This window comes from Ruegeria profundi, assembly GCF_001507545.1.
GTDB lineage: Bacteria > Pseudomonadota > Alphaproteobacteria > Rhodobacterales > Rhodobacteraceae > Ruegeria > Ruegeria profundi.
This window is the reverse complement of the sequence record NZ_LQBP01000007.1, coordinates 201,736-226,962: the sequence shown is the minus strand read 5'-3', so window position 1 is coordinate 226,962 and position 25,227 is coordinate 201,736. Positions and strand designations below refer to the sequence as shown.

The 25,227-nt window shown below is 57.3% G+C and carries 27 protein-coding genes and 1 tRNA gene; 8 read left to right on the top strand and 20 right to left on the bottom strand.

Annotation, left to right across the window (positions count from 1 at the left end):
• Positions 1-94: 94 nt before the first annotated feature.
• The 3 genes from AVO44_RS14850 to AVO44_RS14840 are packed head-to-tail and all read left to right on the top strand — an operon-like array spanning position 95 to position 2,757.
• A complete protein-coding gene (locus AVO44_RS14850) occupies positions 95-1,075 on the top strand; it encodes a PfkB family carbohydrate kinase (RefSeq protein ID WP_099045672.1) in 981 nt (326 codons plus the stop codon).
• 9 nt (positions 1,076-1,084) lie between these two features.
• Positions 1,085-1,921: a 5-deoxy-glucuronate isomerase gene (locus AVO44_RS14845; protein ID WP_068338311.1), complete on the top strand. Its 837-nt coding sequence runs from the start codon at positions 1,085-1,087 to the stop codon at positions 1,919-1,921.
• Positions 1,918-2,757, top strand: coding sequence for a class II fructose-bisphosphate aldolase (locus AVO44_RS14840; RefSeq protein WP_068338309.1), 840 nt, complete (start codon positions 1,918-1,920; stop codon positions 2,755-2,757). The genes AVO44_RS14845 and AVO44_RS14840 overlap by 4 nt, the downstream gene beginning before the upstream one ends.
• Positions 2,758-2,761: 4 nt before the next feature.
• Here AVO44_RS14840 and AVO44_RS14835 read toward each other — a convergent pair whose 3' ends face one another.
• The 10 genes from AVO44_RS14835 to AVO44_RS14790 form a co-directional block, all read right to left on the bottom strand.
• Positions 2,762-3,541: a TIM barrel protein gene (locus AVO44_RS14835; protein ID WP_068338308.1), complete on the bottom strand. Its 780-nt coding sequence runs from the start codon at positions 3,539-3,541 to the stop codon at positions 2,762-2,764.
• A 23-nt stretch (positions 3,542-3,564) separates the two neighbouring features.
• Positions 3,565-4,323: an SDR family NAD(P)-dependent oxidoreductase gene (locus AVO44_RS14830; protein WP_068338306.1), complete on the bottom strand. Its 759-nt coding sequence runs from the start codon at positions 4,321-4,323 to the stop codon at positions 3,565-3,567.
• Positions 4,320-5,126, bottom strand: a complete 807-nt coding sequence (iolB, locus tag AVO44_RS14825) for a 5-deoxy-glucuronate isomerase (protein WP_068338378.1) — start codon at positions 5,124-5,126, stop codon at positions 4,320-4,322. Before iolB ends, AVO44_RS14830 begins: the two co-directional genes overlap by 4 nt.
• Positions 5,127-5,338: 212 nt before the next feature.
• Positions 5,339-6,241 (bottom strand): myo-inosose-2 dehydratase, encoded by a 903-nt coding sequence (gene iolE / locus AVO44_RS14820; protein WP_068338304.1) that lies wholly within the window; start codon positions 6,239-6,241, stop codon positions 5,339-5,341.
• The gene (gene iolD, locus AVO44_RS14815; protein ID WP_068338302.1) at positions 6,238-8,070 is read right to left on the bottom strand and encodes a 3D-(3,5/4)-trihydroxycyclohexane-1,2-dione acylhydrolase (decyclizing); all 1,833 of its coding nucleotides are present in this window, start codon (positions 8,068-8,070) and stop codon (positions 6,238-6,240) included. The genes iolE and iolD overlap by 4 nt, the downstream gene beginning before the upstream one ends.
• An 88-nt stretch (positions 8,071-8,158) precedes the next feature.
• Entirely contained in the window at positions 8,159-8,977 is an 819-nt protein-coding gene (locus tag AVO44_RS14810) for an ATP-binding cassette domain-containing protein (RefSeq protein WP_068338300.1), read from the bottom strand.
• A 1-nt stretch (position 8,978) separates the two neighbouring features.
• Complete coding sequence (locus tag AVO44_RS14805) at positions 8,979-10,085, bottom strand: ABC transporter permease (protein WP_068338297.1); 1,107 nt, start codon at positions 10,083-10,085, stop codon at positions 8,979-8,981.
• Positions 10,086-10,151: 66 nt separating this feature from the next.
• Entirely contained in the window at positions 10,152-11,072 is a 921-nt protein-coding gene (locus AVO44_RS14800; RefSeq protein ID WP_068338296.1) for a sugar ABC transporter substrate-binding protein, read from the bottom strand.
• Positions 11,073-11,193: 121 nt separating this feature from the next.
• The gene (iolG, locus tag AVO44_RS14795; protein WP_068338294.1) at positions 11,194-12,207 is read right to left on the bottom strand and encodes an inositol 2-dehydrogenase; all 1,014 of its coding nucleotides are present in this window, start codon (positions 12,205-12,207) and stop codon (positions 11,194-11,196) included.
• Positions 12,208-12,456: 249 nt separating this feature from the next.
• Positions 12,457-13,350, bottom strand: a complete 894-nt coding sequence (locus AVO44_RS14790) for a LysR family transcriptional regulator (protein ID WP_205626548.1) — start codon at positions 13,348-13,350, stop codon at positions 12,457-12,459.
• 147 nt (positions 13,351-13,497) lie between these two features.
• Here AVO44_RS14790 and AVO44_RS14785 point away from each other — a divergent pair, with 147 nt between their 5' ends.
• Both AVO44_RS14785 and AVO44_RS14780 read left to right on the top strand, forming a co-directional pair.
• Positions 13,498-14,112, top strand: coding sequence for a nitroreductase family protein (locus AVO44_RS14785; RefSeq protein ID WP_068338292.1), 615 nt, complete (start codon positions 13,498-13,500; stop codon positions 14,110-14,112).
• Positions 14,113-14,121: 9 nt separating this feature from the next.
• Positions 14,122-15,090, top strand: a complete 969-nt coding sequence (locus AVO44_RS14780) for a DMT family transporter (protein WP_068338290.1) — start codon at positions 14,122-14,124, stop codon at positions 15,088-15,090.
• A 28-nt stretch (positions 15,091-15,118) separates the two neighbouring features.
• Here AVO44_RS14780 and AVO44_RS14775 read toward each other — a convergent pair.
• The 3 genes from AVO44_RS14775 to AVO44_RS14765 form a co-directional block, all read right to left on the bottom strand.
• Positions 15,119-15,196: transfer RNA gene (locus AVO44_RS14775), tRNA-Arg, on the bottom strand.
• Between the two features lie 217 nt (positions 15,197-15,413).
• Positions 15,414-15,878: a GNAT family N-acetyltransferase gene (locus AVO44_RS14770; RefSeq protein ID WP_068338288.1), complete on the bottom strand. Its 465-nt coding sequence runs from the start codon at positions 15,876-15,878 to the stop codon at positions 15,414-15,416.
• Positions 15,879-16,190: an ETC complex I subunit gene (locus tag AVO44_RS14765; protein WP_068338286.1), complete on the bottom strand. Its 312-nt coding sequence runs from the start codon at positions 16,188-16,190 to the stop codon at positions 15,879-15,881.
• 150 nt (positions 16,191-16,340) lie between these two features.
• Between AVO44_RS14765 and uvrB the strand changes: the two genes are divergently transcribed.
• Positions 16,341-18,527 (top strand): excinuclease ABC subunit UvrB, encoded by a 2,187-nt coding sequence (uvrB, locus tag AVO44_RS14760; RefSeq protein ID WP_068338284.1) that lies wholly within the window; start codon positions 16,341-16,343, stop codon positions 18,525-18,527.
• Between the two features lie 4 nt (positions 18,528-18,531).
• Here the strand turns inward: uvrB and AVO44_RS14755 are convergent, their stop codons facing one another.
• The 4 genes from AVO44_RS14755 to AVO44_RS14740 all read right to left on the bottom strand — a co-directional run bounded on the left by AVO44_RS14755 (position 18,532) and on the right by AVO44_RS14740 (position 20,536).
• A complete protein-coding gene (locus AVO44_RS14755; RefSeq protein WP_068338282.1) occupies positions 18,532-18,978 on the bottom strand; it encodes an NYN domain-containing protein in 447 nt (148 codons plus the stop codon).
• 371 nt (positions 18,979-19,349) lie between these two features.
• Positions 19,350-19,703 (bottom strand): MmcQ/YjbR family DNA-binding protein, encoded by a 354-nt coding sequence (locus AVO44_RS14750; protein WP_068338281.1) that lies wholly within the window; start codon positions 19,701-19,703, stop codon positions 19,350-19,352.
• A gap of 48 nt (positions 19,704-19,751) precedes the next feature.
• Positions 19,752-20,042 (bottom strand): hypothetical protein, encoded by a 291-nt coding sequence (locus tag AVO44_RS14745; RefSeq protein WP_068338279.1) that lies wholly within the window; start codon positions 20,040-20,042, stop codon positions 19,752-19,754.
• Positions 20,043-20,140: 98 nt separating this feature from the next.
• Positions 20,141-20,536, bottom strand: a complete 396-nt coding sequence (locus AVO44_RS14740; protein ID WP_233421995.1) for an excalibur calcium-binding domain-containing protein — start codon at positions 20,534-20,536, stop codon at positions 20,141-20,143.
• Positions 20,537-20,684: 148 nt separating this feature from the next.
• Here AVO44_RS14740 and AVO44_RS14735 point away from each other — a divergent pair, with 148 nt between their 5' ends.
• Complete coding sequence (locus tag AVO44_RS14735; RefSeq protein ID WP_068338278.1) at positions 20,685-21,188, top strand: HugZ family pyridoxamine 5'-phosphate oxidase; 504 nt, start codon at positions 20,685-20,687, stop codon at positions 21,186-21,188.
• Here the strand turns inward: AVO44_RS14735 and AVO44_RS14730 are convergent.
• Complete coding sequence (locus AVO44_RS14730; protein ID WP_068338372.1) at positions 21,173-21,580, bottom strand: universal stress protein; 408 nt, start codon at positions 21,578-21,580, stop codon at positions 21,173-21,175. The two genes, AVO44_RS14735 and AVO44_RS14730, sit on opposite strands and share 16 nt — an antisense overlap.
• Positions 21,581-21,645: 65 nt before the next feature.
• Positions 21,646-21,972, bottom strand: coding sequence for an antibiotic biosynthesis monooxygenase family protein (locus AVO44_RS14725; protein ID WP_068338276.1), 327 nt, complete (start codon positions 21,970-21,972; stop codon positions 21,646-21,648).
• A 179-nt stretch (positions 21,973-22,151) separates the two neighbouring features.
• Here AVO44_RS14725 and AVO44_RS14720 point away from each other — a divergent pair, with 179 nt between their 5' ends.
• Positions 22,152-22,781 (top strand): hypothetical protein, encoded by a 630-nt coding sequence (locus AVO44_RS14720; protein WP_233421994.1) that lies wholly within the window; start codon positions 22,152-22,154, stop codon positions 22,779-22,781.
• A 44-nt stretch (positions 22,782-22,825) separates the two neighbouring features.
• On the opposite strand, the gene AVO44_RS14715 is transcribed toward AVO44_RS14720, so the two are convergent.
• Positions 22,826-25,114 (bottom strand): glycosyl hydrolase family 28-related protein, encoded by a 2,289-nt coding sequence (locus tag AVO44_RS14715; RefSeq protein ID WP_068338272.1) that lies wholly within the window; start codon positions 25,112-25,114, stop codon positions 22,826-22,828.
• Positions 25,115-25,227: the final 113 nt, after the last annotated feature.

Below are 25,227 nucleotides of genomic sequence, written 5' to 3'. Positions count from 1 at the left end.
TAGTATTTGCAACCGGTTGCAAAATCAGTATCGTGTGAATCGATTCAACGCAAGGCCCAAACTTTGCCGACCCCACTTTGCCGGAGGACAACACTTGAGCGCCCTGATTGACGGCATCAAAGGAAACCGCTTCGCCGTGCTGGGCCGTGCAGGCATGGACCTGTATGCCGACCCCATCGGTGTAAAAAGCGAGGATGCCGATACGTTTCACGCCGACCTGGGCGGGTCATCCGCGAATATCTGCGCAGGTCTGGTCAAACTCGGCGGATACGCGTCGCTGATCACCTCGATATCGGATGATGCCATCGGGCGTTTTTGCCTGAACCGCCTGCATCACTATGGCGTCGACACCTCTTACATCCGCGTTTTGGACGGGGTGTACCGCATGTCGCTGGCGGTTTACGAAAGCCGGATCGAGAACTTTCAGAACGTCATCTATCGCAACGGCGCCGTCGATTTTCAGGTCACTGAGGAAGACATGGACAGGGTCGATTACGGGTCATTCTCGGCTGTGATCTCGGCCGGCACGGTTTTTGCCGCCGAACCGTCGCGCAGCGCCACGTTCCGCGCATTCGACAATGCCCGTGCGGTGGGTCTGCCGATCATCTTCGATATCGATTACCGCCCCTATAGCTGGCCCTCGCCCCAAGTGGCCGCAGATGTCCTGTCGCGCGCCGGGGAAGCCAGCGACTTGATCGTCGGCAATGACGAAGAGTTTGGTTTTATGGCTGGCGGACTCGACAAGGGGTTCACCAAAGCCAAAGAACTCGCTGAAAAACCGGGCCGCGTTGTCATTTACAAAATGGGCGAAAAAGGTGCGATCACGCTGGTGGACGGTCAGGAAATCCGGACCGGCATCTACACCGTCACCGCTGTTAAACCCAATGGCGCGGGCGACAGTTTTATGGCGGGCCTGCTTGCTTCGATCGCGGCGGGGCATTCATTGAAAGAGGCGGTGATGCGCGGGTCGGCCTGCGCCTCAATCGTGGTCTCACAACCCGGTTGCGCCCCTGCAATGCCAACGGTGCACGAGTTGGACGCATTCCTTGCCGATCATCCCGGCCCAACCACATAGGAGTTTCCCATGCATATTGCGCCCTATGACAACCTAAACAAACCCATCGTCGATGCCGACGACCCAACGGTGCCGCTGAATTATTTCAACATCGTCAAGCTGAAGCGCGGCGAGGCCTTCGATTACCAGGTGCCGGGCTACGAGACCTGCATCGTGCCCGCCACCGGCAGTGTCGATGTGGATGTCGAGGGCGTGCGCTTTTCCCATCTGGGCAACCGGGGCGAGGATGTCTGGGATGGCGAGCCAGAAGGCGCCTATGTGCCGTCGGGGGCCAAGACGCAAATGGTCTGCGTCTCGGACACGGCCGAGGTTTTCGTGGCCGGCGCCAAATATGACAAAGTGCTCGATCCGTTCGATGTCCGCAAGCACGACCTTGTGCAATATGGCAGCGATGACACCAAGACCCATCGCAAGATCAAGCACATCCTCGGCCAAAAGCAGCATGACAAAGTCGGCCGTTTGCTGGTGAGTGAGCTTTTTACGGTTGGCCAGGGCGGCTGGTCCGGCTTCCCCAGCCACAAGCACGACGATGATCGCTTGCCGGACGAAACCCGCCACGACGAAACCTATAACTTCCGCTTCAAACCCAACTGGGGCTCGGGTCTGCAAATGTTGCAGCGTGAAGATAACCTGCCGGGGGATGCCTACCATATCGTCGATGGGTCAACGATCTGCATCGACAAGGGCTATCACCCTTGCTGCGTGCTACCGGGTTATGAAATGTACTACTTCACCATTCTCGGCGGCCTCAGCCAGCGCTCATTGGTGCAATATTTCCAGCCGACCCATGCCTATCAGATCGAAACGATCCCCGGCATAAAAGACATGATTGCAAAGTTCAAATGACCCTTGTCACACTGAAAGACGTCCTTACCCCCGCCTATCAGCAAGGCTATGCTGTCGGTGGGCTGGTTACCCTTGGATGGGAAGACATGCGCGCCTATGTGGCCGCTGCCGAGGCTGAAAACGCACCCGTAATTCTGCAAGCAGGTCCAAGCTGCCGTGACCACACCCCGTTGCCTATACTGGGCAAGATGTTTCGTTATCTGGCTGAAAATGCCTCGGTCCCGGTCGTCGCCCATCTGGATCACGGCTATACGTTCGAAGAGTGCAAGATCGCGCTCGACAGCGGGTTTACGTCCCTCATGTTTGACGGATCTCGCAAGCCTTTGCAGCAGAATATCGATGAGACCGCTGCGATTGCCGAAATGGCGCACGCCGCTGGGATTTCATGCGAAGGGGAAATCGGTTTTGTCGGCTATTCCGGGGGCGAAGGGTCGAATGGCACCGATCCAGTCGAAGCCGCTCAATTCGCAAAAGAAACCGGCGTGGATGCGATGGCGATTTCAGTCGGCAACGTCCATTTGCAGCAGAACAAGGAAGGCGGTCTGGATGAAGATCGCATCCGTCAGATCGACGCCATGACCGATGTGCCACTGGTTATCCATGGCGGGTCCGGCGTTCCGGTCGAGCAGCGCAAGCGCCTCGCTCGCGAAACCTCGATCTGCAAGTTCAATATCGGGACCGAGCTGCGCATGGCATTCGGCAACGCATTGCGTGAGGCAGTCAACCGCGATCCGGAAAGATTTGACCGCGTCTCAATCCTGAAGGAAACCCATGACCCGGTCGAGGCCGCGGCCCGCACCGTGATCCGGGCATTCGGGGCACCACCGCAAAAATGAACAGTCAGAGTGTAAACGCATCCCGAAAGGCTGCAAGCGCGGCCTCGGGTTCACCGGAGGCAAACGCCTCCATCGCAACCGGTCCTCGGTATCCCATATCGCTCAGCGCCTGCGCAACACAGGCATAGTTGATTTCACCTGTTCCGGGCTGACACCGGCCCGGGTTGTCGGCAACCTGCACTTCACCGATCCACGGCAGGCACTTTTGACACCAACGGATCAGGTCGCCCTCTCCGATCTGAGTGTGATACAGGTCCAGGTTGATACGCAATTGTGGGCGGTCGATCACAGAAACCAACGTCAGAACATCATTGGTTGATCCAAAGGGGCAACCCGGGTGATCCAGCATGTTCAAGTTCTCTAAGGTGAAAATGACACCCTCTTCTTCGGCCAGATCGCAGATGCGGTTCAGGGTGTCCTGTGCTTTCAACCACATTGCTCCGGTCACAGTGTCGTGCTGCCAGATCGGAATCCCACCGTCGCCCAATCCAGTCCCATGCAGGTTCAGACGATCCACCCCCAAACGTTTGCCAATCCGGGCCGTTTCCCGAGCGGAACTTAGCAACATACCCGCGCCGTCGTCATCGGCCAGACGGCCCTTGAGATAGCCGTTCATGATCGTGAAGTTCGCGCCAATGCGTTCTAGCTTTTCAAGATCAAGATCCGGCCAGTTCCACAGGCCCACTCCGAACCCCAATTCTGTCAACCGAGCAACGCGCCACTCCATCGGCTTGTCCAGCCAAAGCATTTCTGCACAGGCCGAGAGTTGAAACGGTAGACGCATACTGCCCCCCAAATCTTCGATTTCTAGATTGAGCCACCCTCGACCATGAAATTGCCTGCACTGCACATCGCGGCATCGTCAGAGGCCAGAAACACCACCATGCGCGCCACATAGACCGGATCGATCGGATCAGGCAGGCACTGACGATCGATCTGTTTGGCCAAAGCTTCGGGTGTGACCCACAGGTCTTTCTGACGTTTCGTCATGATCCAGCCGGGAACAACGGTATTCACACGGATACGGTGATCGCCCAGCTCACGCGCCATGGTGCGGGTCAGCCCGTGAACTGCGGATTTGGCAGTAGCGTAGGCCGGGAACCCGGCGCCCGCCTCCCACCACGAGTTTGATCCCAGGTTGACGATGGACCCACCCCCGCGTTCGATCATCGCGGGTGCTGTATGCTGGATGGCAAAAAACATGTGGCGGATATTGGTTGCCATCCTTTCGTCCCAATAGTCTGGCGTTACCGTGCGCCAATCGTGCCTGTCATCATGGGCGGCGTTGTTGACCAGAACATGCGCTGAACCCAGTTCCTTGGTCAGTTGGTCCAATGCCGACCGCAGAGCATCTATGTCGCGAAGGTCGCATTGGGCGAACGCGTGATCGCCGTGAAGATCAGCCAGCAACGTTTGTCCGGCAGTGGCGTTGATGTCCACAAACCCGACCTTCGCCCCCTGCGCGGCAAAGGCGCGCACGGTTTCTGCGCCGATGCCGCCGGCCCCTCCGGTAATGAAAACGGTTTTTCCCTTTAGGCTGGGGTAAGTCGCAAAGTTTTGGCTCATCCATCACGCTCCATGATCCATTCGACCTCAGGGGCCGCAACAAAGCGCCATTTCCGCAAAGGTCCGGCCATGACGTTCAGGTAGTACATCTCAAACCCGTAGGGTGCGCCGCAAGGGTGATGGCCTTTTGGAACCGTCACAACGTCGCCATCGGACACGGCCATCGTCTCGTCCAGTTGTCCATCATCAGTATAGACCCGCTGAATGCCGAACCCATCGGCCGGGTTGAGCCGGTGATAATACGTCTCTTCCAGATAGGTAATTCTGGGGAAGTCGTCTTCGTCATGACGGTGACTCGGATAGGACGACCAATGCCCGTTTGGTGTGAACACCTCGGTCACGAGCAGGCTGTCGGCATAGTCTTCCGCCTCCATCGCGATGTTGTTGATATAGCGTGTGTTCACGCCTTTGCCGCGTTCGGTCAGCGTGATCCCCTCGGGGCCGATGCGACGCGCCTTGTGCCCACCTGCGCCGGGGGCGGAACAGACCGCAATGACGCAATCGGTTTCGGCAACTGCACGCCACTCGGTTCCGTTTGGCAGGTAAAGGCAATGGGGTGCTGTCTTTTCAAACACGTTCATCCGATCGCCCAGAATGCCCCAATCCTGCCCAGCGCCAGTGATCTGCGCCTTGCCCTCGACCATGACCAAGATTACCTCGCGGTCATCGGTGGCTTCGGCGGCTGTGTCACCGGCACGCAGGTGATACAGGCCGAACCCGACATAGCGCCACCCAGCATTTGCCGGAGTGATGTCGTGCACCTTGCCGCGGCGACCGGTTGGTTTCCTGAGCAGATCTGCCATGTCTACCTCCGTGGGGGCGGTCATATCACCTGCCCGGTTCTTGCTTCAGAACATTTGCTTTGAGCGCGAGGTCGAAAGTTTCTGAACGGTCAAGCGCTTGAGTTCCTTTCGATCACAAGCCGCGCGGTTTAGACAGCCGACATATCCAAGCCTGTGGTTCACCATGACATCGCCCTCTCGTAGTGTCGCCGCGCTGCGCTGACCGGACGGCCTTATCCCGCTGCTATCTGCAACCCGGCCGTTTTACAGATTTCGACAATGTGGTCGTAGCCCATTTTGGAGTAGTCGTAGGGCGGTGCCTTGGCCGGATCCTGTTCGGCTTCGACCACGATCCAGCCGTCATAGTCCATCGCTTTCAGCGCATTCGCAACTGCCTGAAAATCGATGCAACCGTCACTGGGCACGGTAAAAGCACCTGCAATAACTGCATCGAGGAAACTGAGGTTATTCTCGCGGGCGTCCTGCACAATGGCCGGGCGAATATCCTTGAAATGGACGTGGTGAACACGATCACCCCAACGGTTCAGGGTCGCCAGAACATCACCGCCGCCGAAAAGCAGATGGCCGGTGTCAAAGCACAGCTTCACCTCTGGTCCCGAACCCTCCATCAGCCAGTTCACGTCATCTTCGCTTTCGATGATGGTGCCCATATGATGATGATAGGCCATCGGCATGCCCTGATCGGCCATCCATTTCGCCAGCTCGGTGATCTTGGCGGCATATGCCAACACGTCATCTTTCGAAAGTTTCGGCCTGTCATTGACCGGAGTCCCAATCTGCCCCTGAACCGTGTTCGAGCATTCGGCATAAACAATGCACGGGCTGTTCAGGGCCACAAATTGTTCGACCTGTCCGCGCACAGCTTCGCGTTCGGTCGCGAAATCATTGACCAGCGATGCACCGGAACACCAGCCGCCGCACAACGCGATATCGTTCGCCTCAAGATAGGCGCGCAGCCCTTCGGTATCGCTGGGCATCCGCTGGCCGCGCTCAACACCGGTATAGCCGATCTCGCGCGCTTCTTTCAGGGCCTGCTCCATAGTAAAGGCCGCCGTAAGATCCGGCAGGTCGTCATTCTGCCATGCGATCGGAGAGATTCCGATTTTCACGCTCATTTCGTGTTTCTTTCCTTGAGCGCGACCTCATAGGCCGCACGTTTTTCGTTTACTTCGGGGCGGGTGCTGACCTCGGGCACAGCCACTTCCCACCACGTACCGCCAAATTCGGTGGACGGGTACGGGTCAGTATCGATAACCACAACATAGGGGCCATTGATGTCGCCCCGTTTAGCCAGCGCGTCTTCGAACTCGGCAATCGAACTGACCTTGACCGATGTCGCCCCCATCGCCGCCGCGTGGGCCGCAAAGTCGATTGCCGACGGAGTTTCATGCACGGCGTGATCCAGCAGATTGTTAAACTCGGCACCACCAGTGCCCATCTGCAATCGGTTGATACACCCAAACCCGCGATTGTCGGTAATGACCACGGTAAACGCGATTCCCATCATCGCCGCCGTCGCCATTTCCGAATTCGCCATCATATAGGTGCCGTCACCGGTAAAGCAGATCACGTCACGATTCGGCTGAGCCATCTTGATACCCATCGCGCCCGCGATCTCGTACCCCATGCAGCTAAAGCCGTATTCCATATGATAAGCCCCGGGCCGCGGCGCTTTCCATAGCTTGTGAAGCTCACCGGGCATCGTACCCGCCGCGCACATCACAACCGTATCGTCGTTCGAGGCCCGTTGGACCGCACCGATGACCTGCATGTCGGTTGGCAGCGCGTTGCCCTCGCCGGGAGCGTCGGTCAGTCGGTCGACCTTGCCGAACCAATCGGCCTTCAGAGTGTCGGCAACGGACTGTGCGCGATAGCCGTTCAGACCTGCACTCAGTTCCTCAAGCCCCACACGCGCGTCGGATTGCAGCGGCATGGCACCGTGTTTTTCGGCATCGTAGGCGGACGTATTCAGGCAGATCATCTCGCGGTCGGGGTTCGAAAACAGGCCCCATGAGCCGGTCGTAAAATCTTGCAAACGTGTGCCCACAGCCAACACCAGACCAGCCTCGGTGCTGAGGGTGTTGGCGGGTTCTCCTCCGGTCACGCCAATGGGGCCAAGGTTCAACGGATGGTCCCAGGCCAGCGACGACTTACCCGCCTGTGTCTCGGTTATCGGAATGTTGTGCGTTTCGGCAAAGCTTTGCAGCGCGTCGGTGGCCCCCGAGTAGTGCACCCCGCCCCCCGCCACGATCACGGGGCGCTTGGCCGCCTTGATCGCAGCGACCGCTCGGGCCAGCTCGGCCTCATCCGGGCGGATACGGCGCTGATACCAGACGCGCGGCTCAAAAAAGCTTTCGGGATAATCATAGGCTTCGGCCTGTACGTCCTGACAGAAGGCCAGCGTCACCGGGCCACAATCGGCCGGGTCGGTCATCGTGCGGAAGGCACGCGGCAACGCGGTCAGCAAATGCTCGGGCCGCGAGATACGGTCAAAATACCGGCTGACCGGGCGGAAACAGTCGTTTGCGCTGACGGTTCCATCGGTGAAATCCTCGGTCTGCTGCAACACCGGATCGGGTCCGCGAGAGGCGAAGACGTCGCCCGGCAGCAGAAGAACCGGCAGACGGTTCACATGCGCCAGCGCAGCCGCCGTCACCATATTGGTCGCCCCCGGTCCGATCGACGAGGTCACGGCCATCGCGCGAGTGCGCCGCATCTGCTTGGCATAGGCAATCGCGCAATGCGCCATGGTCTGTTCGTTGTGACCGCGGTAAGTGGGCAGGCTGTCTTTGACGGCGTGCAACGCCTCACCCAACCCGGCCACATTGCCATGACCAAAGATGGCCCAGACGCCTGCGATAAACGGCTCTCCGGCTTCGTTCATCTGCGCGCCCAGATAGCGCACCAAAGCTTGCGCTGCGGTCAGTCGGACTGTCTTGCCCATTGTGATCCCTTTCAACACAAGGCCGTTCTGGCCATTCTTGAGATTTTAGTCATTTTTGAACCGAATAACCGAATAGATAGAAACGGAGTCAAACCGTTCCGCCCAAGGACCCTTCCAACTCGGCCATTTCCTGACCGCCTGCCATAAGGTCCTGTAGTTGTTCGGGCGTGATTTCGCCTCGTTTCGCGGTGCCCAAGGTCTTGCCCCTGTTCAAAACAGTGAAACGATCCCCGACCGCCAAGGCGTGCCGTACGTTGTGGCTGATGAAAACAACACCAACGCCCTGACTGCGCACCTTGTCGATGGTTGCCAGAACGTTCGAGGTCTGACGTACCCCAAGGGCCGAGGTCGGTTCATCCAAAATCAGAATCTTGGCGCCGAAATACACCGCACGGGCGATGGCGACCGTCTGACGCTCGCCACCTGATAAGGTGCCGACAGCCTGGTCCGGTCCCCGCAGGTTGATGCCCATGTTCCGCATCTCTTCCATGCAAACCTCATTGGCGGTGTCCACGTCAAAGCGTTTCAACAGCCCCTTCCCCTTGGTCGGCTCGCGCCCCATGAAGAAGTTGCGCGTCACACTCATCAGCGGGATCATGGCAAGATCCTGGAACACGGTTGCAATCCCCGCCTCCATCGCGTCGCGCGGCGTATCGAAATGCAGCGGTTTGCCTTCGAAAAAGATCTCGCCCTTGGTGGGTTTGTGAACCCCGGACATGGTCTTGATGAAGGTCGATTTGCCCGCACCATTGTCGCCCAGCAGGCAATGGCACTCACCCGGTTTGACGTCAAAGCTGACACCCGCCAGTGCGATGATGTTGCCAAAGTGCTTTTCGATGTTCTTCATTTCAACGATGGGGGCCGCGTCGGTCGCATCGCCGTGATGGAACTTGGTATCTTCGGTCATATCAGCGCTCCCCGGTTACGCGTTTACGGATCGCGTTGTTGAACAGAACTGCAATCAGCAGCATCGCGCCCAGGAACACCTGGAACCAGTCCTGATCAAAGTCGGTATAGGTCAGGCCTATGACGACCATGCCAAAGATGATCGAGCCAAAGAACGCCCCAATGGCCGAGCCATAGCCGCCGGTCAGCAGGCAGCCACCGATCACGGCTGCGATGATCGCTTCGAATTCCTTTTGGAAACCGCGGCGCGCGTCGGTTGACCCTGCGTCCATCACGGTGATGATGGCCACCAGGGCGGCGCAGCAAGCTGTCAGCATGAACAACGAGACCTTGACGCGGTTGACCGGCACACCTGAGTTTGACGCAGCAATCCTGTCGCCACCTGAGGCAAAGATCCAGTTCCCCGCAGGTGTACGCAGCAAAACATAAGTGGCAACCAGAGCCAGCGCGATAAACCACAGGATTTCGACCGGGATTCCCGGCACTTTCGGCGCACCGCTTTTGAACGTATCGATCAGGCCATTGGCCGCCAGCCAACTGAACAGACCTCCAAACGCTTCGCCCGCAAAGAACGGTGCCAGCCAGTCATTTTCGGTGGCATCGCGTACTCCCCGCAACTGGGTTGAGCCACCGGTTGCCATTTTCAAACCAACCAGAGACAGGCCGCGCAGGATAAACAGAAACGCCAGCGTCACGATAAATGACGGCAGGCCGGATCGGATCACAATGTTGCCGTTGACCGCGCCGACCATGGCCGCAAAAACAAAAGTCATCGGGATGGCAGCCATCAGCGGCAATTGCCAGGTGACCACGCAAACACCGAAAAACAAGCCAGAGAATGCCACCATCGACCCAATCGACAGGTCGAACTCTCCGCCGATCATCAGCAACGCGGCCCCAATGGCCAGGATGCCCAACTGGGCGGCAGGCGTCATGAAATTCATCACACCGGCCAAGGTAAACATGGACGCATCGGCGGTGATTGCAAAGAAGATGAACACCAGGATTACACCGGCCATTGCGCCGAGTTCGGGGCGTTTCATCAATTTGGTCAGAAACGGTTCGCTCTTGACCCTTTCGTCAGCTGCGACGGGCGCTGATTGGCTCATGCTCTCCTCCCACTTAGGTTGAAACGGCGCACGCCGCGCCGTTTCCGTTGTCACAGACCAAAAGGCTTAGCGGATGCCTTGCGCTGACAGGTCAATCACCTGCGCAGCCTTTTCCTGAGTGACCAGATTGGGACCCGAGGGCACATTGCCGCCGGGCATAAGACCGTACTTGGCGTGCAGCCCCATGAAGTTCACCGCAAGGTAGCCTTGCAGATACTGTTGCTGGTCAATCGCAAAAGCCGCATCGCCATCCGCAATCGACTGCAGGAAGTTTGCTGACAGGTCAAAAGAAGCGACGTTCACCTCGCGGCCCGATCCTTTGACAGCCGCGACAGCAGGCTCACCCGCCGAACTGGCGCCCAGCGCCATCACGGTGTCCACGGCCTCGTTCGAAGCCAAAGCTGCGGAGACCTTGGATTCGATTTCCGATGGGTCGTTTGACGTTGGAAGCACCTCAACCTCTCCGCCAAACCCTTCAGCGAAGCCTTCACAACGCAAGTCCAGCGCGACGTTGCCTACTTCGTGGTTGACGCAGATCGCTGTTGTGCCGCCCATCGCGGCCAGCGCCTCGCCAGCGGCCTTGCCAGCATCGAATTCGTCCTGGCCAACATGCAGCAACGCACCCAGCTCCTTGGACACGTCAGACCCCGAGTTGATCGAGATCACCGGAATGCCGGCCGCGACCGCGCGTTCAATTGACGGCCCCAGCGCGTCTGCATCCGGGATCGAAACGATAAGCCCATCGGGTTCCTGGTTCACTGCAGCGTCGATCAGCTGCGACATGGCCACCATGTCAAAGGTTTCAGGCGCGCGATATTCCACGTTTACGCCGACATCCTTACCGGCCTGCTCGACCCCGTTCTTCACGACATTCCAAAACGCGTCATTTGCCTGACCGTGCGACACAACCACGATTTCCTGCGCAAATGCTGGCGTGGCCAGAGCCAGAGCACCGGCAGCCAGTGCGCCTTTTACGAACTTATTCATTTGGTTTCCTCCCATAAGAACAGTCTATCTTTTGTGGGGCGTCAGCCCCAATCATCCGGACGAACCGAATCTCCTCTGCTCCGGAAGCTGGCGGAGCTTGTTTCAGTTTCCGGATATCCCATCATTTTGCAACCGGTTTCAAAACATCCTCTATTGCAACCGGCTGACCTGACTGCATAGAACGGGTCGCAGCCTCGGCCATGGCAAGGGCGGCGACGCCATCCTCAAGCGTCACGGGCATCGCCGAACCCGCCTGAACGGCCTGCACAAAAGCATCCCATTCTGCGCGATAGGCGGGCATATAGCGTTCTAAGAAAAAGTAGGTTGGCTTCGCCGCGGTGACGCCATCAGCGGTGGATTTTACAACAGCGTGTTCCAGAATATTCTGCGCTTGAAGCATGCCGCCCGATCCCAACACCTCGATCCGCTGATCATAGCCATACACTGCACGACGCGAATTCTTGATCACCGCGATCTGACCTCCGGCGTATGTCATGGTGACAACAGCAGTGTCCACATCACCAGCGCGCCCGATCTCGGGGTCCACAAGCGACGAGCCAACGGCGGAAATCTGCACGGGCAAACGGCCCATCAGATAGTTTGCCATGTCGAAATCGTGGATCATCATGTCCCGAAACAACCCGCCCGAAACCTTGATATAGCTGACCGGCGGCGGCGCGGGGTCGAAAGAGGTGATCGAAAGCATCTCGGGCGTACCGATTTCACCCTGATCCGCCGCAGTTTTCAGCGTTGAAAAGCTTGGGTCAAAGCGACGGTTGAACCCCACCATCACCGGCTGATCGGTGTTTGAAACTGCCGCCTGACATGCAAGCGCTCGCTCAAGATTAAGGTCAATAGGCTTTTCACATAGCACCGCCTTTCCCGCCTGTGTTGCGGCCTCGATCAGGTCAGAATGCGTGTCTGTCGGCGTCGCAATCAGGATGGCATCAATCGACGGATCAGCAATGATGTCATCAGAGGTACTTACCCTGCCACCCTGTTCGGCAGCCAGGCTTTCAGCCGCATCCGAGATCGCATCAGAGACTGCGCAAAGCCGACTTTGAGGATGCGCAGAAATGGTCTGTGCGTGCACCCGGCCAATCCGCCCCGCGCCAAGCAGTCCAACTCTGAGCATGCGATCCTCCTGATTCTTCGACTGAATACACCATGGGTATTTTTGCAACCGGTTGCAAGAATTTTTCTAAGCTGGCTAAACAACATCGCAAAAACCGCGGACACAGCGGCAAAACGGAATGAACTGAGGTCAATCGCGGAACCGTTCCGCCAAAGCGTGATTAGCCCTGCGCCATGCCCAATGCGTGCAAAAGATGCGGCCAGTCCTCATCATATGGTGGCAAGCCAATTGACCAGATTGCGCCTTGGGTCACGCACTCATCTCATCGACCAGAAAGTCGAGAAATACCCGAACCTTCGAGACTATAAACCGCCTTGAAGGGTAGACGGCATAGAGCGATGTTTCATTCGGTGTCCAGTCTTGCAAAACCGGGCAAAGCCGTCCTGTGGCAATGTCCTGTGCGACATACATTCTGGGAATGACGCTGATGCCGAACCCCGCACACAAAGCGTCGCGGACGGCAAGGCTGGACGAGACTTTGTAGCGCCCGCTTATGGGCACGCTCGCCGTTCGTTTACCATTGTGGAAGGTCCATTTCGTAGCATGGTCTGACAAGCTGAATTGAATACAATTGTGCTGTGCCAGGTCCTCGGGCTGCTGGGGCCGACCATGCGTTTCCAAATACGATGGCGCCGCGCAAAGCACATGGTCCATTGTCGCCAACTTGCGTGCGATAAGGCCCGAATCTTCCAGGTTGTCGCTGCCGCGCAGAGCAATGTCGAAGCCTTCTTCAACAAGGTTCACCCGACGGTCATCAAGCCTCAGATCCAGCGAAATCTCAGGATAGCGGAGCAGAAATTTCGGAATTGCGTCCGATAATCTAACCAGCGTTACGGTCATCGGGGCACTGACGCGCAGCAATCCCGAAGGTGTATTCTGCGCAGCCTGAAGTATGCCGTCCGCTTCCGCGAGGTCGTCGAGTGCCTGCACCACGCGTTCAAAGTAAAGGGTTCCGGCCTCAGTCAGACTCATACGCCGTGTGGTGCGGTTGATGAGACGCACGGAAAGATGCGCCTCCAACTCGCTTACATTTTTACTGATCGCAGCGGGCGACAAGCCCAACTGCCGGGAAGCCGCTGCAAAGCTGCCAAGCTCAACCACGTTTCGAAAGACGGTCAGTGCGGTCATACGATCCATCGTCATTCACTATCAGTGAATGATGTTTTCACCAAACACTACATTCTCCACTCGTTGCTACGAGCGTATTTTTGATCATGACGGTGGCGGGGCAGTTCAACCGCATACCACACGCCGAACAATCGACACCCGAAGCCTTAAGGAGAGTTTTGAATGCAAGCTGCAAGAACCCCTCATCACCCCGTTGAACCTATTTTCCTGTCGCGCTGGTCGCCGCGGTCCTACGACGCCTCTGCAATGCCCGAACAGGATCTTATGACCATTCTTGAAGCAGGCCGCTGGGCGCCATCTGCTTACAATGTGCAGCCGTGGCGGTTTCTCTATGCCCAACGGCAAGACGCGCATTGGTCGACCTTCATCTCGCTGCTTGATCCGTTCAATCAGCAATGGGCGGCAGAGGCTTCGGCGCTGGTCTTTCTGGTGTCGGATACCGTGATGCCCGGCGACGAAACCCGGCCTGATGCGGTCTCGCATTACAACAGCTTCGATTCAGGAGCCGCCTGGGCACAAATTGCGCTTCAGGCTACGGCACTTGGATATGCCGCTCATGCGATGGCGGGTCTTGCCTTTGATCGCGCGTCTGAGGTGCTGGAACTGCCGGACCGATTCAAGGTGGAAATCGGGATCGCAATCGGGCGTCAAACCGATGCCAGCCGCCTTCCCGAAGACCTGCAAACTCGTGAGGCCCCCAGCGACCGGATGCCACTGGAACAAATTTCATTTTCGGGCCCGTTCCCAAGCCGGTTCAACCCAATAGCAGCGGAGTAGGAGGTTGAAATGCCGACGCAATTGAGTAACCCTATCTCAAAATCCGGAACCGGCCTTGACCTGCCGGTTCACGGATTGATGCTGGTGGCGACATTTCTTGTTGCCACGTCTTTTCCGGTCGCGTCGGCCATCACCGCCGGTCTCGATAGCGTTGTGCTAACGCTGATCCGGTTTGCCCTTGCAACCCTGTTGTTTGCGCCACTTGTTATTTGGCGCTTTGGGCTTGTGCTGCCGACGCTGCGCGATTTGCTGCGGTACGGAGTGCTGAGCCTGTTGATGGTTGCGTTTTTCTGGTGCATGTTCGCCGCGTTGCGCACGACCACACCGCTGAATACAGCGGCGATTTTTGCCTTGCACCCGATCATCACGGCCACCATGGCTGCGATCCTCTTGCGCGAGAAGATGACGCTTTCGGCGCGCGTGGCCTTACCCATCGGAGCCGTCGGCGCGATCTGGGTCATTTTTCGGGGGAACCCGCACGCTTTCCTCGCGCTTGAAGTCGGCCAGGGTGATTTGGTGTTCCTGACAGGTACACTCGCGCTCGCGGCATACAGTACACTGGTAAAAGTCCTGCACCGAGGTGAGCCGATGGCCCGGATGACCTTTTGGATTCTGGCGACCGGCGCTGTTTGGTTGCTGTTGCTGTCCCTTCCACGACTGGCCGAGGTGCAATGGTCATCGATCCCGACGCAGGTATTTGCCGGAATCGCCTACCTGTCGGTATTCACTACGATTGTAACGTTCTTCATACTTCAGTGGAGCACCACTCGGATCGGGCCAACGCGTGTGGCGTCTTACACGTTCCTAAACCCGGCCCTTGTTCTGTTTATCGGATTGGCTTTGGGGGACAGCTTGCCGCCAATGGCGACATGGCCTGGTGTGATGCTGGCGATTGTAGCAACACTTGTTCTGCAAGCGAACCTGAAAGCCCGGAGCGATGACGCAAAACCTGTAACGCGCCCGAACCCACAAACCTGAACCTGTCGGGAGAAAATGACCAGAGAAGTGGCGAGCCGTGGAGGACTCGAACCCCCGACCTGAGAATTAGAAGTTCCCTGCTCTAATCCAGCTGAGCTAACGGCCCACTCGTATTCGCGCTGTATCAGGCAATTGTTATGGATTGTCAACTTGGTGACGAGCAGGGAAACCTTGGTGATTTGTCACCGCTTAACTTAAGCAATTGACACCGGTGATAAGGTCTTCTTTGAGCGCAGGTTAGCAAAAATACGACTTCGGCTATATGCAACCAGAACCCCACGGTCTGAAGTCTAGGGCCGGTACGGGGCGCTTGATCTGCGACCCTAAAGAGCCAACCGCATAAAAGCGCTGTTGGGATCGTCTTCGTACCCGATGATCGGCCCGCAGTAAGCGTAGCCCAATCCCTCATACAGTTTCCGCGCGGCGTCATATTCCGGAAGATGGGCTGCGCCGGTTTCCAGGACCAAGGCTGAAACACCCTCGGATCGCGCTTGATCTGCTAGGTGCTTCATCATCTGCCTTGCCAGACCGCGCCCGCGCATCTGCGTCAGAATATGTACCGACTTTATCTCGGCCGTACCGTCCGGCAGTGCCTTGAGCGCACCGCATCCAACCGGTTGGCCTTCATGGTAGATCGCCCAGACCCTAACATCAGGACCGGCCAACGCCAGCGCATCCATCGTGTGATTGCTTTCCGCAGGCCCCGCCGTCTGGCCATGGGCAAAATGGGCCGTGATCACCGGGCGCAACGCGTCAGAGGTCGGGTCAACGCGCCTGATCTCGATCATTCAGTGCGTCCAGGCACCACGCCGGTCAGGAGCGAAGTTTTCGCCATACCCACGGGCGCGCAGGTTTGGTTTGCGCTTGTGCGGCTCGCTGACCTGCACCTCAATCCCGTTATCCTTGGCGTAGTCCAGCGCCTCTTCCTTGGTGTCGAATTTCAGACGCACTTGGGTTTGCGTGTCACTGGACGAGGTCCACCCCATGAGCGGATCAACCTCACGCGCCGAAGCAGGGGCGTATTCCAGAACCCACTTTCGGGTTTTGGCCATCCCCGAGGTCATCGCATTCCTGGCAGGCTTGTAAATCCGTGCGCGCATGTCGCCTCTCCGTACTCACTTGGCTATTGCTGTATATGCGCCAGACACGCGGCGCGGACAAGTCCGCAATTGTCGCAATTTCGATGATTGGAGATGCCCCCTTGAACAAGAACAAAAACAGACCAAAATCAGGCGCGAAAGGAATCCCCTATGGCATACGCTCATTCCGACAAGACCCAGCTGACCGCCGATGACGTTCGCGCCCGCCTGAAGCTGGAAGGCGGCAAGGCATTCGTGATGCACACCGAGTTCAACCCGGCAGGCGATCAGCCGACAGCGATCAAGGAACTGGCCGGCGGTGTTCTGGACGGTGAGCGTGATCAGGTGCTTCTGGGCGCGACCGGGACGGGCAAAACATTCACTATGGCCAAGGTGATCGAGGAAACCCAGCGCCCCGCTATCATTCTTGCGCCCAACAAGACACTCGCGGCGCAGCTATATGGCGAGTTCAAAGGGTTCTTCCCCGAAAACTCGGTCGAATACTTTGTTTCATACTATGACTATTACCAGCCCGAGGCTTACGTGCCGCGGTCCGACACGTACATAGAAAAAGAATCCCAGATCAACGAACAGATCGATCGAATGCGCCACTCGGCCACGCGTGCATTGCTGGAGCGCGATGACGTGATCATCGTCGCCTCGGTCTCGTGCATCTACGGCATCGGCTCGGTCGAAACCTACGGCGCGATGACGCAGGATTTGAAGGTCGGAAAGGAGTATGACCAGCGGCAGGTGATGGCCGATCTGGTCGCGCAGCAATATCGCCGCAACGATCAGGCGTTTCAGCGCGGCTCGTTCCGGGTGCGTGGTGATTCCCTGGAAATCTGGCCCGCCCACCTTGAGGACCGCGCGTGGAAGCTGTCTTTCTTCGGTGAGGAACTAGAGCAGATCACCGAATTCGACCCGCTGACCGGCGAGAAAACCGACACGATGGAGCAGATCCGCGTCTATGCCAATTCCCATTACGTGACGCCAAAGCCGACGATGCAGCAGGCGATCATCGGGATCAAAAAGGAACTGCGCATCCGGCTCGACCAACTGGTGGGCGAAGGCAAACTGCTGGAAGCCCAACGACTGGAACAACGCACCAATTTCGATCTGGAAATGCTTGAGGCCACCGGCGTATGTAACGGGATCGAGAATTACTCGCGTTATCTGACGGGTCGCGCGCCGGGTGAGCCGCCCCCGACCCTGTTCGAATTCATCCCCGACAACGCCATCGTGTTTGCAGATGAATCCCACGTCAGCGTCCCGCAGATCGGCGGCATGTACCGGGGCGACTATCGGCGTAAATTCACACTGGCCGAACACGGGTTCCGCCTGCCGTCGTGCATGGACAACCGCCCCCTCAAGTTCGAAGAATGGGACGCCATGCGCCCGCAATCGGTTTTTGTCTCGGCCACCCCTGCCGCGTGGGAGCTGGACCAATCCGGCGGCGTTTTCACCGAGCAGGTGATCCGACCCACCGGCCTGCTAGACCCTGAGGTTGAAATCCGCCCCGTCTCGATGCAGGTGGACGATCTGCTGGACGAAGTGCGCAAGGTCGCCGCCAATGGCTATCGCACGCTGGTCACGACGCTCACCAAACGCATGGCCGAAGACCTGACCGAATACCTGCATGAACAGGGCATCAAGGTCCGCTACATGCACTCGGACATCGACACGATTGAGCGCATAGAAATCCTGCGCGACCTGCGATTGGGGGCGTTCGACGTGCTGGTCGGCATCAACCTGCTGCGCGAGGGGCTCGATATCCCCGAATGCGGGCTGGTCGCCATTCTTGACGCCGACAAAGAGGGCTTTTTGCGGTCCGAAACCTCGCTGATCCAGACCATCGGCCGCGCCGCGCGGAACGCCGATGGCCGGGTGATCATGTATGCAGACAAGATCACCGGTTCGATGGAGCGCGCGCTGAACGAAACCAACCGCCGCCGCGCCAAGCAGATCGCCTATAACGAGGAACACGGCATCACGCCCGCGACGGTGAAAAAGAATGTCGAGGATGTTCTGGCCGGTCTCTACGAAGGCGACGTGGACATGAACCGCGTCACCGCCACCATCGACAAACCGATGCACGGCGCCAACCTTGAGGCCCATCTGGACGGGTTGCGCGAACAAATGCGCAAGGCCGCCGAGAACCTTGAATTCGAAGAGGCCGCCAATATCCGGGATGAGATCAAACGTCTCGAAGCGGTCGACCTCGCCGTCGCCGACGACCCCATGGCGCGCCAATGGGCGGTCGAGAAAGCCTCGGAAGATGCAGTGAAATCACGCGGGCGTTCAACGGCTGGCAGACCGGGGCAGCGGGGTGGGAATGTGAAGAGAAGGAAGCGGTAGCACTCTATCTTAAGTAGACTTGGTTGTTTTTTATTCTCCCCCGCAAAAACGCGTCCTGCTTTGTAACTTCGGGAAAATGCTCTTGCCAGTCTCTAAAGCGATCATTTGTGACGATAAGTGCCCTCAACCTTTCCGCATCGCTGATCAAAAGCGGATCGGCAGGTGTTCCTTTTGGCGCAACTGTAATTCGACGCGCCGGATATCGAAGAGCTTTTGATAGACTGGCGGGATTCATGTATCGGCCAGAGACCAAGTAACCGACGTTAGCATCGAACCACAGTACTGGCTCAAAACCATCTAGAACCAATTTTTGAATGACCAATCTGACCGAGTGCAAACTAGGTTCGTCTTTGTCCCAATACAGCACATTCGATCCGTCAACTATGACCCAGTTTGTCCGTTTGCGGAGTTTGAATCTCAGTAGCAAAATTGAAGCTACGACGGTTCCCATTGAACCCAACAGCAGTGGCAGTGTCAAATTTGGGCCGAAAGTCACTACAGACCAAAATGTGAGACTTGCTGAAATAAGCAGAAGAAGAGATGATCCAATCATTCCTAGGTTGATAGCAAATTTACAAGACTCTGCAATACAACGATTCTATCGCTTCTTTAGCCCAATCACACTTCAAACCTGCAGCTCTGCATTCCCCCTTTCCATTAATAATCATAGATCGCATTCCCGTACAGTTTCCATGACGAAACTGGACACCCTGCTCAGCACGCATGAAGCCCAAGGCTCAATAATCCGAGAACGCAGCACGCACGTAGTGCCGGCGGAAGATTTACGCGACTCGAAGCACCCAGCACCTAGTATCACCCACCCTAAACCCCCAACTCAGCCCGCGTCTTCTTGGTCAGTTTGGCCACAACCAGATCATAAGACGTCACGATATGTTCGCGCAGGGAGTCGTCGCTCATCCCGCGTTCTTCGTAGACTTGCAGCCATTTCATCCCCCGTGAGGCCAGATAGGGGGCGGGGCGGATGCCGGGCTCATCCTGCAGCACCTCGAAGGCCAGATCGGTGGCTTTGAACGTGAAGGCATCGCGCCCCTCGTTCCAACCGCAGATGGCAAACACCTTGCCGCCCACTTTCCACACATCCGCATTACCCCATTGCACCACGTGGGACGTGGCTTTGAGGCTGGCGCAAAAACTGTTGAACTCATCGCGGGTCATCGCCCAAAGATTGGCGATTGATCGAAATAAGGCAAGCTGTGTCGGGCTTTATCCCTTGTCCCAGTGGACAACCACGTCGAACCCGGCAGGCGACGGCGGGCCTTCGAGGAACTCGGCAAAATGGCCCCACAGCTCGGCCACTTTGGGCGCGTTTGCGTTCGATTTCTCCTCGCTTTGCACGACAGCAACGACAAATCCGGTGCCGTCTTCATTCATGACATTGGTAAAGCTGTGCATACCATCCATGCCCATGATCTGATCTTTCAATTCGTTCATTTTGGCCTCGGCAGCATTGCGCATGCCGGGCTTCATTTTGAACTGAGTAATGCGTGCAAACATGTCTTTCCTCCCTGTCAGGGCGAAACCCCCAATGACGGCCAAAACGGCGCGTCTGGTGCAGTGTAACATACCCTAGGGGATTCTCTCAGACTTCGGGATCAGGGCCGCACGAACTTGGCGGTTCCGACCCTGCGTGCTGCGGGTGCCTCGGTGTGCTGCGGCGGCGCGCTTGGTTCGAAAACCACGCTGCGGGTGTCGCAGGCCACGCCATCGCCATCCGGGTCGTTGCGCTTGTGATAGCCTGGCCCGCCAGCCACAAAGGGTCCTGGCACGATGTTTTCGACCGCGTTACATCCAGCCAAGGCAATCAGGTGCAGCAACGCCTCATCATGTTCGAATTCCGAGGTCCGCAGATATACACCGACCGCGATGCCGATAGTAGTCACCGGCAGCATAAGAACCATGAGCATGATTCTGATCGGCGACAGGGCACGCTTGCGCAAGGCCTCAGCCCGTCGCTGGCGTCGCGAAACCTTCGGGGCGGGGGTGTCCATGTTTTCTATGCGCGTCTTTTGGGACATGGCATTCTGTTAAACCGAGTTTGTGGCGAAACCGAGACGCAAGACCGGTCGGAAGCCAGCGCTCGCACAGAACAACGGATGCGGCTATTGTTTGAGCGCTTGAAACCGCGAGACCCAAGACATGAGCCGAACCGACCCCTTCCGCCCGGTCGACGATACTGCCCGTACGTTAGCCCGCGAGTTGATCGATGGCGCGCGCCATGCCGCCCTTGCTACCTTGCGACCGGACCTTGGGCTGCCTTCGGTATCGCGCATCGCGCTGGCCACGGATGACGCAGGCGGACCGGTGACGCTGATCTCGACCCTGGCGGATCATACCCAAGCACTGCGTACGAACCCGGCCTGTGCGCTGCTGGTCGGGGACCCCGGCAAAACCGGTGATCCCCTGACCCATCCTCGGTTGACGCTGCACGCCACAGCCCGTTTCATTTCACGCGAAAGCGCTGACCACACCACCTTGCGGTCGCGGTATCTGACCCTGCGACCGAAAGCGAAACTCTACGTCGATTTCGCCGATTTCGGTTTTGTTCGGTTCGACATCTCAGATGCCTTGCTAAATGGTGGCTTCGGCAAAGCGTGGCGGCTTACCCAAGCAGATCTGTGGCCCGATCAGCGCACCACGTGAACCGCGCAGGCGGCATGACGCACCACATGGTTGGTGGTCGACCCCAGCAGAAGGTCCTGCATGCCCGGCCGGTGCGACGCCATGATAATCAGGTCCGGTTTATGGGTTTCCGCCCAGTCCAGAATGGTGCGTCCGGAATGCCCCTCAACCACCTCACCGGTCGCATTGGGCAGTTTGGCCGCCAGGTCATCCAACTCGACCTTCAGGGCCTTGCGGGCCTCGGACAAGTATTCGGGTGGCATATACGAAATCGCATAGCTTGGTATGTGTTCGACCACATGCAATAGCGTGACCCTTGCATCTGGCGTCGAGAGCAGTTCAGCCAGTTTTAGCGGTCCGGAAATGTCCCGTTCAGCATCAAAGGATATGGGGACAAGGATATTGTGGTACATGGCGCGCGCCTCCGTTTTCGTTTCTGCAACCTGGATGGCGCCGCGCGCCAAGTCATTGATCTAGGTCAGAAACTGCCGAATGTTTCAGCCACATCATACATGACCGGCTCAAAGCTTTTGCACAGCTCGTTGATCTTGCGGTTGCGATCCCGCATTTCAGGAGTGCGCAGCATAGCCAGAAAATCTTCGCGCCGGGTCCATTGCGAATAATTGGCAATTCGCGTCTGTGCATCATTGACGTGCAGACCAGCGGCAACGAACCCTGGCTGTTTCGAAATGAACTCGGAATAGGCATCGGTCAGCGCCTCAAGCAGGTCTTGGCAGGTGCCCGGTGTCATTTCAAAAGTGGTGATGACTGTCTGGACGCTCGCATTCTCGGAAATTTTCGGCATCTGGATACTCCCTTATTTGTACCAAGACTAACACAGTAATTGGTAAGGTCTTGCGTTTCGCTGGATGACACTGCCACTTTTGTTGGTTTCCAAGAAATAAACAAAATACTAACCATCCGTTAACCACACTGGCCGATGCTCTGCGCATGTGCCGAGTCGTTTTTCTTTTTTTACTCCTAATGGCTGCAGCCCCGGCTTGGTCTGGCGCCTGGCTACGTGAAAAGGATGCTGCATTCACTGCGGCCTCGGTTACGGCTTTCAAAGACCCTGATGGCAGCTTCAATTACAAAACCGCGCTGTATGCCGAATACGGGCTTAGGCCAAAGGTGACAATCGGTTTGGATTTGGAACAAAACCGGGACTACTTTGGCCACGCACTTGTATTCGCGCGTGTTCCGGTTGCTGATTTCGATGACTGGGGGCGTTTTGCAGCAGAGTTCGGCGCTGGCGCTCACTACAGGCTGTTTGGGTCCTGGGCGATGTACAAATTGACCCTGTCTTACGGCAAAGGGTTCCAGACCGGGTTGGGCAACGGATGGTTTGCGGTTGACGCGGCATGGGAGAACCGCACGCATGACGCAGTGTTCCGCAAGCTCGACATTACCACTGGCCTGTCCGGGGACAGGCTGCTTAATCCCATGATGCAAATTGAAACGAGCTACACGCCTGAAAGCTCACTGTTTTGGACTGTTCGGCCTTCGGTCCTGATTCGTGGGCGAGACAACGGAAGGACCTGGGTGCTGGGCTTTGAACGCAATAAGGCACGCAACGACACGGGTGTTAAATTTGCACTCTGGAACACTTTCTGAAGTCAGCGAAGTGGCCGCCCGTGCGGGGGCGGCCACAAAAGGCATTAGCTTTCCATACGAATGAGGGTTGAGACTTCCCCACTAACAGCCTCGGGCCACCGCAGGTTGATGGCGTCTCTCGACGCACCTTGCTCCAGCTCAACATACGGGGTCGCATAGGTCGTCAGACCAAATACGTTTTTCAGCGGCCCCAGTGCGGTGACAGCATCGCAGCTGCGTGCGTAGCCACCAAATGGCAACTCTCCCGCAGTCTGAATTGACCAAGCCTGCGATGCGGAACCTTGCGAATACGTCACCCGCAAGGGATTCGCGACTTTTTGGTCCACCCCGTGAAATGTATTGTTTTCGAACATGACATTCCGATGCGCATAGCTGTTCAGGCTGGCAAAAGAGGTATCCACCTGATCTACCCGATTGATGCTTCCGCTTGTGGACCGAAATTTGTTCCCTGTGACAACAACACCATTCAAGAAATGCCCCGCGCCATGCGGGCGGATGGTGATGTAGCTGAACCAGGGCGCAACTTCACTGGAATAGAAAATATTGTCGGTGATTGCCATCGAACTGAACGAAAACCCAGCTCGGTAGACAGGATCTGCATCCCGTTCGTTAGTCCACTGGATAAAGCAGTTGTCGATGTAATTCCCCGAGATGGTCGAGCTGTTATACGTGCCGATCATGATCAATCCGGGACTGCGAACGCCTTGCGGAATGCTGTCACCCTGAAAAAAGTGATTGCCAAGGATCATGTTGTTCGTACCACCGAGAACGGCAAAATGCAGGAACCGCACGGCCCTATTGTGGCGCAGCTTTACATCATTGGCCGTGGCATTCAGTGCGATGGACTTGCGATCCGAAACATTGAAAGATTCCTCGGTGGACAGGAACTGGCAAGTGTCGATCAACATTCCCTGACATCCCGTCCCGATCGAGGTGATCCCGCGGTCTTTGGGGCGGCTGATAAAACAGTTCGCCAACGCGAAGGTGCTGCCCGACGGAGCCAAACGGATGGCGCTGCTGCGGCCGTTGCACTGGAACTCGATCTGTTCCATTCCGAATTTGCGCAGGGTGCTGAAACCACTGAAATCCAGCAAATATTTGAACGATAAAAAGGTGAAGGTCTGCGTTCCGGCAGCATCATAGATAGGCGCGTTCAGCGTAATCTCACCCGCGCCCTCATTCTTCGAGCGGACATAAATCTCGCGCCCGACGCCGCTGCCCTGCACAAGCGAACCGACCGGGATGTTGGCAACATTGGCCACGTTCACCAGACGCGTGGGGTCGTTGGGGTTGTATGTTGCGACCGAGGTGAAAGTCTCGGTATCCCAGGCCGAGCTGTTTTGGACGTCGAATTGTCCATTGCGGATCACACGGCGGGTTGAGAAACCGGATTGCCGGTTCGGAACCGCAGCAGCCATATCAATCGGTTCGGTGACCGACACCTTGCGCCCACCCATATCCAATGACTCATGGTCCGAATTGTTGAGCAACGCCTGAAACGCTTTTTTAAACGCCAGCATTTCGTTGCCAAAAGCATTGATGTAGGTTGGCAGATCAAAGCTTTTGGTCAAAAGCAGCATCTTATCGCCCGGCATCGTAACTGTGCCCTCGAAATCAATCTCAGTTGCCATTGAGGTGTTCTGCGCCAGAAAATAGGTCCCTTCGGGAACAAACACCCGACGACCGTTAGCCGCCTGATCCGCAGCTTCGAACGCGGCAGAGTCATCTGTTACCCCATCCCCAACAGCACCAAAATCACGGACGTCCACCAGGCTGATCAGGTTTCGCAGAAACACGCCGGTGACGTCTGTGATCTCAATATCATCGACACGCACCACGGCTCCGTTCGCGCCGTCAATGTCGATACCGAAATGGCCGTACAGCGCCTCAACGCCCCAAGGCATGTCGACACCGGGCCGTTGGCCTGTACCGACAATTGCGGTGATTTCATGCACGGTGCCGTAACCGGATAGCTGCGTTGCCGGTCCCTGCTCAACAACACCGGTGACCTGCACATCTCCGGCACCGCCGGCCCACGCGGCGATGCGCACGTCGGGCAGCGGGCCGCTTATGGCTTTGACGCGCGCCTTGATCTGCAGGTAGCAGCCCGGCAACAACGGGGTCTGGCCCATGTAGCGCAAGCGCTGCGTTGCGTCGACCTTCAAGATTTCCAGGCACCCGCCGAAATCCGCATCAGCCGGTACATACGCGCCGGTTCCCGACCCGTCATAGGTCGGAGAACCCGGCGTTCCGTCGCCGCTGGACCACACATTCAGACCATTCGCGAAAGCAGGCGGCATAAACACGATGCCATCGGTGATTGCCTTATTCATAGAAAACCCTTTCCCAGTTGCGCCTGCGGCGGCCCGCCATGCGCATGAACCCAGTGTCCGGGGTCACACGCCCCGAACGCAAAAGCCTGAGTACTGAAAAGGGATTAACCGCC

Coding starts and splice junctions, on each gene's coding strand:
- AVO44_RS14835 (WP_068338308.1), bottom strand. CDS start 3,541: ATGCGTCTACCGTTTCAACTCTCGGCCTGTGCAGAAATGCTTTGGCTG.
- uvrB (WP_068338284.1), top strand. CDS start 16,341: ATGGCATACGCTCATTCCGACAAGACCCAGCTGACCGCCGATGACGTT.
- AVO44_RS14735 (WP_068338278.1), top strand. CDS start 20,685: ATGAGCCGAACCGACCCCTTCCGCCCGGTCGACGATACTGCCCGTACG.
- AVO44_RS14750 (WP_068338281.1), bottom strand. CDS start 19,703: ATGACCCGCGATGAGTTCAACAGTTTTTGCGCCAGCCTCAAAGCCACG.
- AVO44_RS14810 (WP_068338300.1), bottom strand. CDS start 8,977: ATGACCGAAGATACCAAGTTCCATCACGGCGATGCGACCGACGCGGCC.
- iolD (WP_068338302.1), bottom strand. CDS start 8,070: ATGGGCAAGACAGTCCGACTGACCGCAGCGCAAGCTTTGGTGCGCTAT.
- AVO44_RS14840 (WP_068338309.1), top strand. CDS start 1,918: ATGACCCTTGTCACACTGAAAGACGTCCTTACCCCCGCCTATCAGCAA.
- AVO44_RS14720 (WP_233421994.1), top strand. CDS start 22,152: ATGGCTGCAGCCCCGGCTTGGTCTGGCGCCTGGCTACGTGAAAAGGAT.
- AVO44_RS14725 (WP_068338276.1), bottom strand. CDS start 21,972: ATGCCGAAAATTTCCGAGAATGCGAGCGTCCAGACAGTCATCACCACT.
- AVO44_RS14755 (WP_068338282.1), bottom strand. CDS start 18,978: ATGGGAACCGTCGTAGCTTCAATTTTGCTACTGAGATTCAAACTCCGC.
- AVO44_RS14745 (WP_068338279.1), bottom strand. CDS start 20,042: ATGTTTGCACGCATTACTCAGTTCAAAATGAAGCCCGGCATGCGCAAT.
- AVO44_RS14800 (WP_068338296.1), bottom strand. CDS start 11,072: ATGAATAAGTTCGTAAAAGGCGCACTGGCTGCCGGTGCTCTGGCTCTG.
- AVO44_RS14730 (WP_068338372.1), bottom strand. CDS start 21,580: ATGTACCACAATATCCTTGTCCCCATATCCTTTGATGCTGAACGGGAC.
- AVO44_RS14830 (WP_068338306.1), bottom strand. CDS start 4,323: ATGAGCCAAAACTTTGCGACTTACCCCAGCCTAAAGGGAAAAACCGTT.
- AVO44_RS14845 (WP_068338311.1), top strand. CDS start 1,085: ATGCATATTGCGCCCTATGACAACCTAAACAAACCCATCGTCGATGCC.
- AVO44_RS14770 (WP_068338288.1), bottom strand. CDS start 15,878: ATGATCGAGATCAGGCGCGTTGACCCGACCTCTGACGCGTTGCGCCCG.
- AVO44_RS14805 (WP_068338297.1), bottom strand. CDS start 10,085: ATGAGCCAATCAGCGCCCGTCGCAGCTGACGAAAGGGTCAAGAGCGAA.
- AVO44_RS14765 (WP_068338286.1), bottom strand. CDS start 16,190: ATGCGCGCACGGATTTACAAGCCTGCCAGGAATGCGATGACCTCGGGG.
- iolE (WP_068338304.1), bottom strand. CDS start 6,241: ATGAGCGTGAAAATCGGAATCTCTCCGATCGCATGGCAGAATGACGAC.
- AVO44_RS14740 (WP_233421995.1), bottom strand. CDS start 20,536: ATGGACACCCCCGCCCCGAAGGTTTCGCGACGCCAGCGACGGGCTGAG.
- AVO44_RS14715 (WP_068338272.1), bottom strand. CDS start 25,114: ATGAATAAGGCAATCACCGATGGCATCGTGTTTATGCCGCCTGCTTTC.
- iolB (WP_068338378.1), bottom strand. CDS start 5,126: ATGGCAGATCTGCTCAGGAAACCAACCGGTCGCCGCGGCAAGGTGCAC.
- AVO44_RS14785 (WP_068338292.1), top strand. CDS start 13,498: ATGCAAGCTGCAAGAACCCCTCATCACCCCGTTGAACCTATTTTCCTG.
- iolG (WP_068338294.1), bottom strand. CDS start 12,207: ATGCTCAGAGTTGGACTGCTTGGCGCGGGGCGGATTGGCCGGGTGCAC.
- AVO44_RS14790 (WP_205626548.1), bottom strand. CDS start 13,350: ATGACGATGGATCGTATGACCGCACTGACCGTCTTTCGAAACGTGGTT.
- AVO44_RS14780 (WP_068338290.1), top strand. CDS start 14,122: ATGCCGACGCAATTGAGTAACCCTATCTCAAAATCCGGAACCGGCCTT.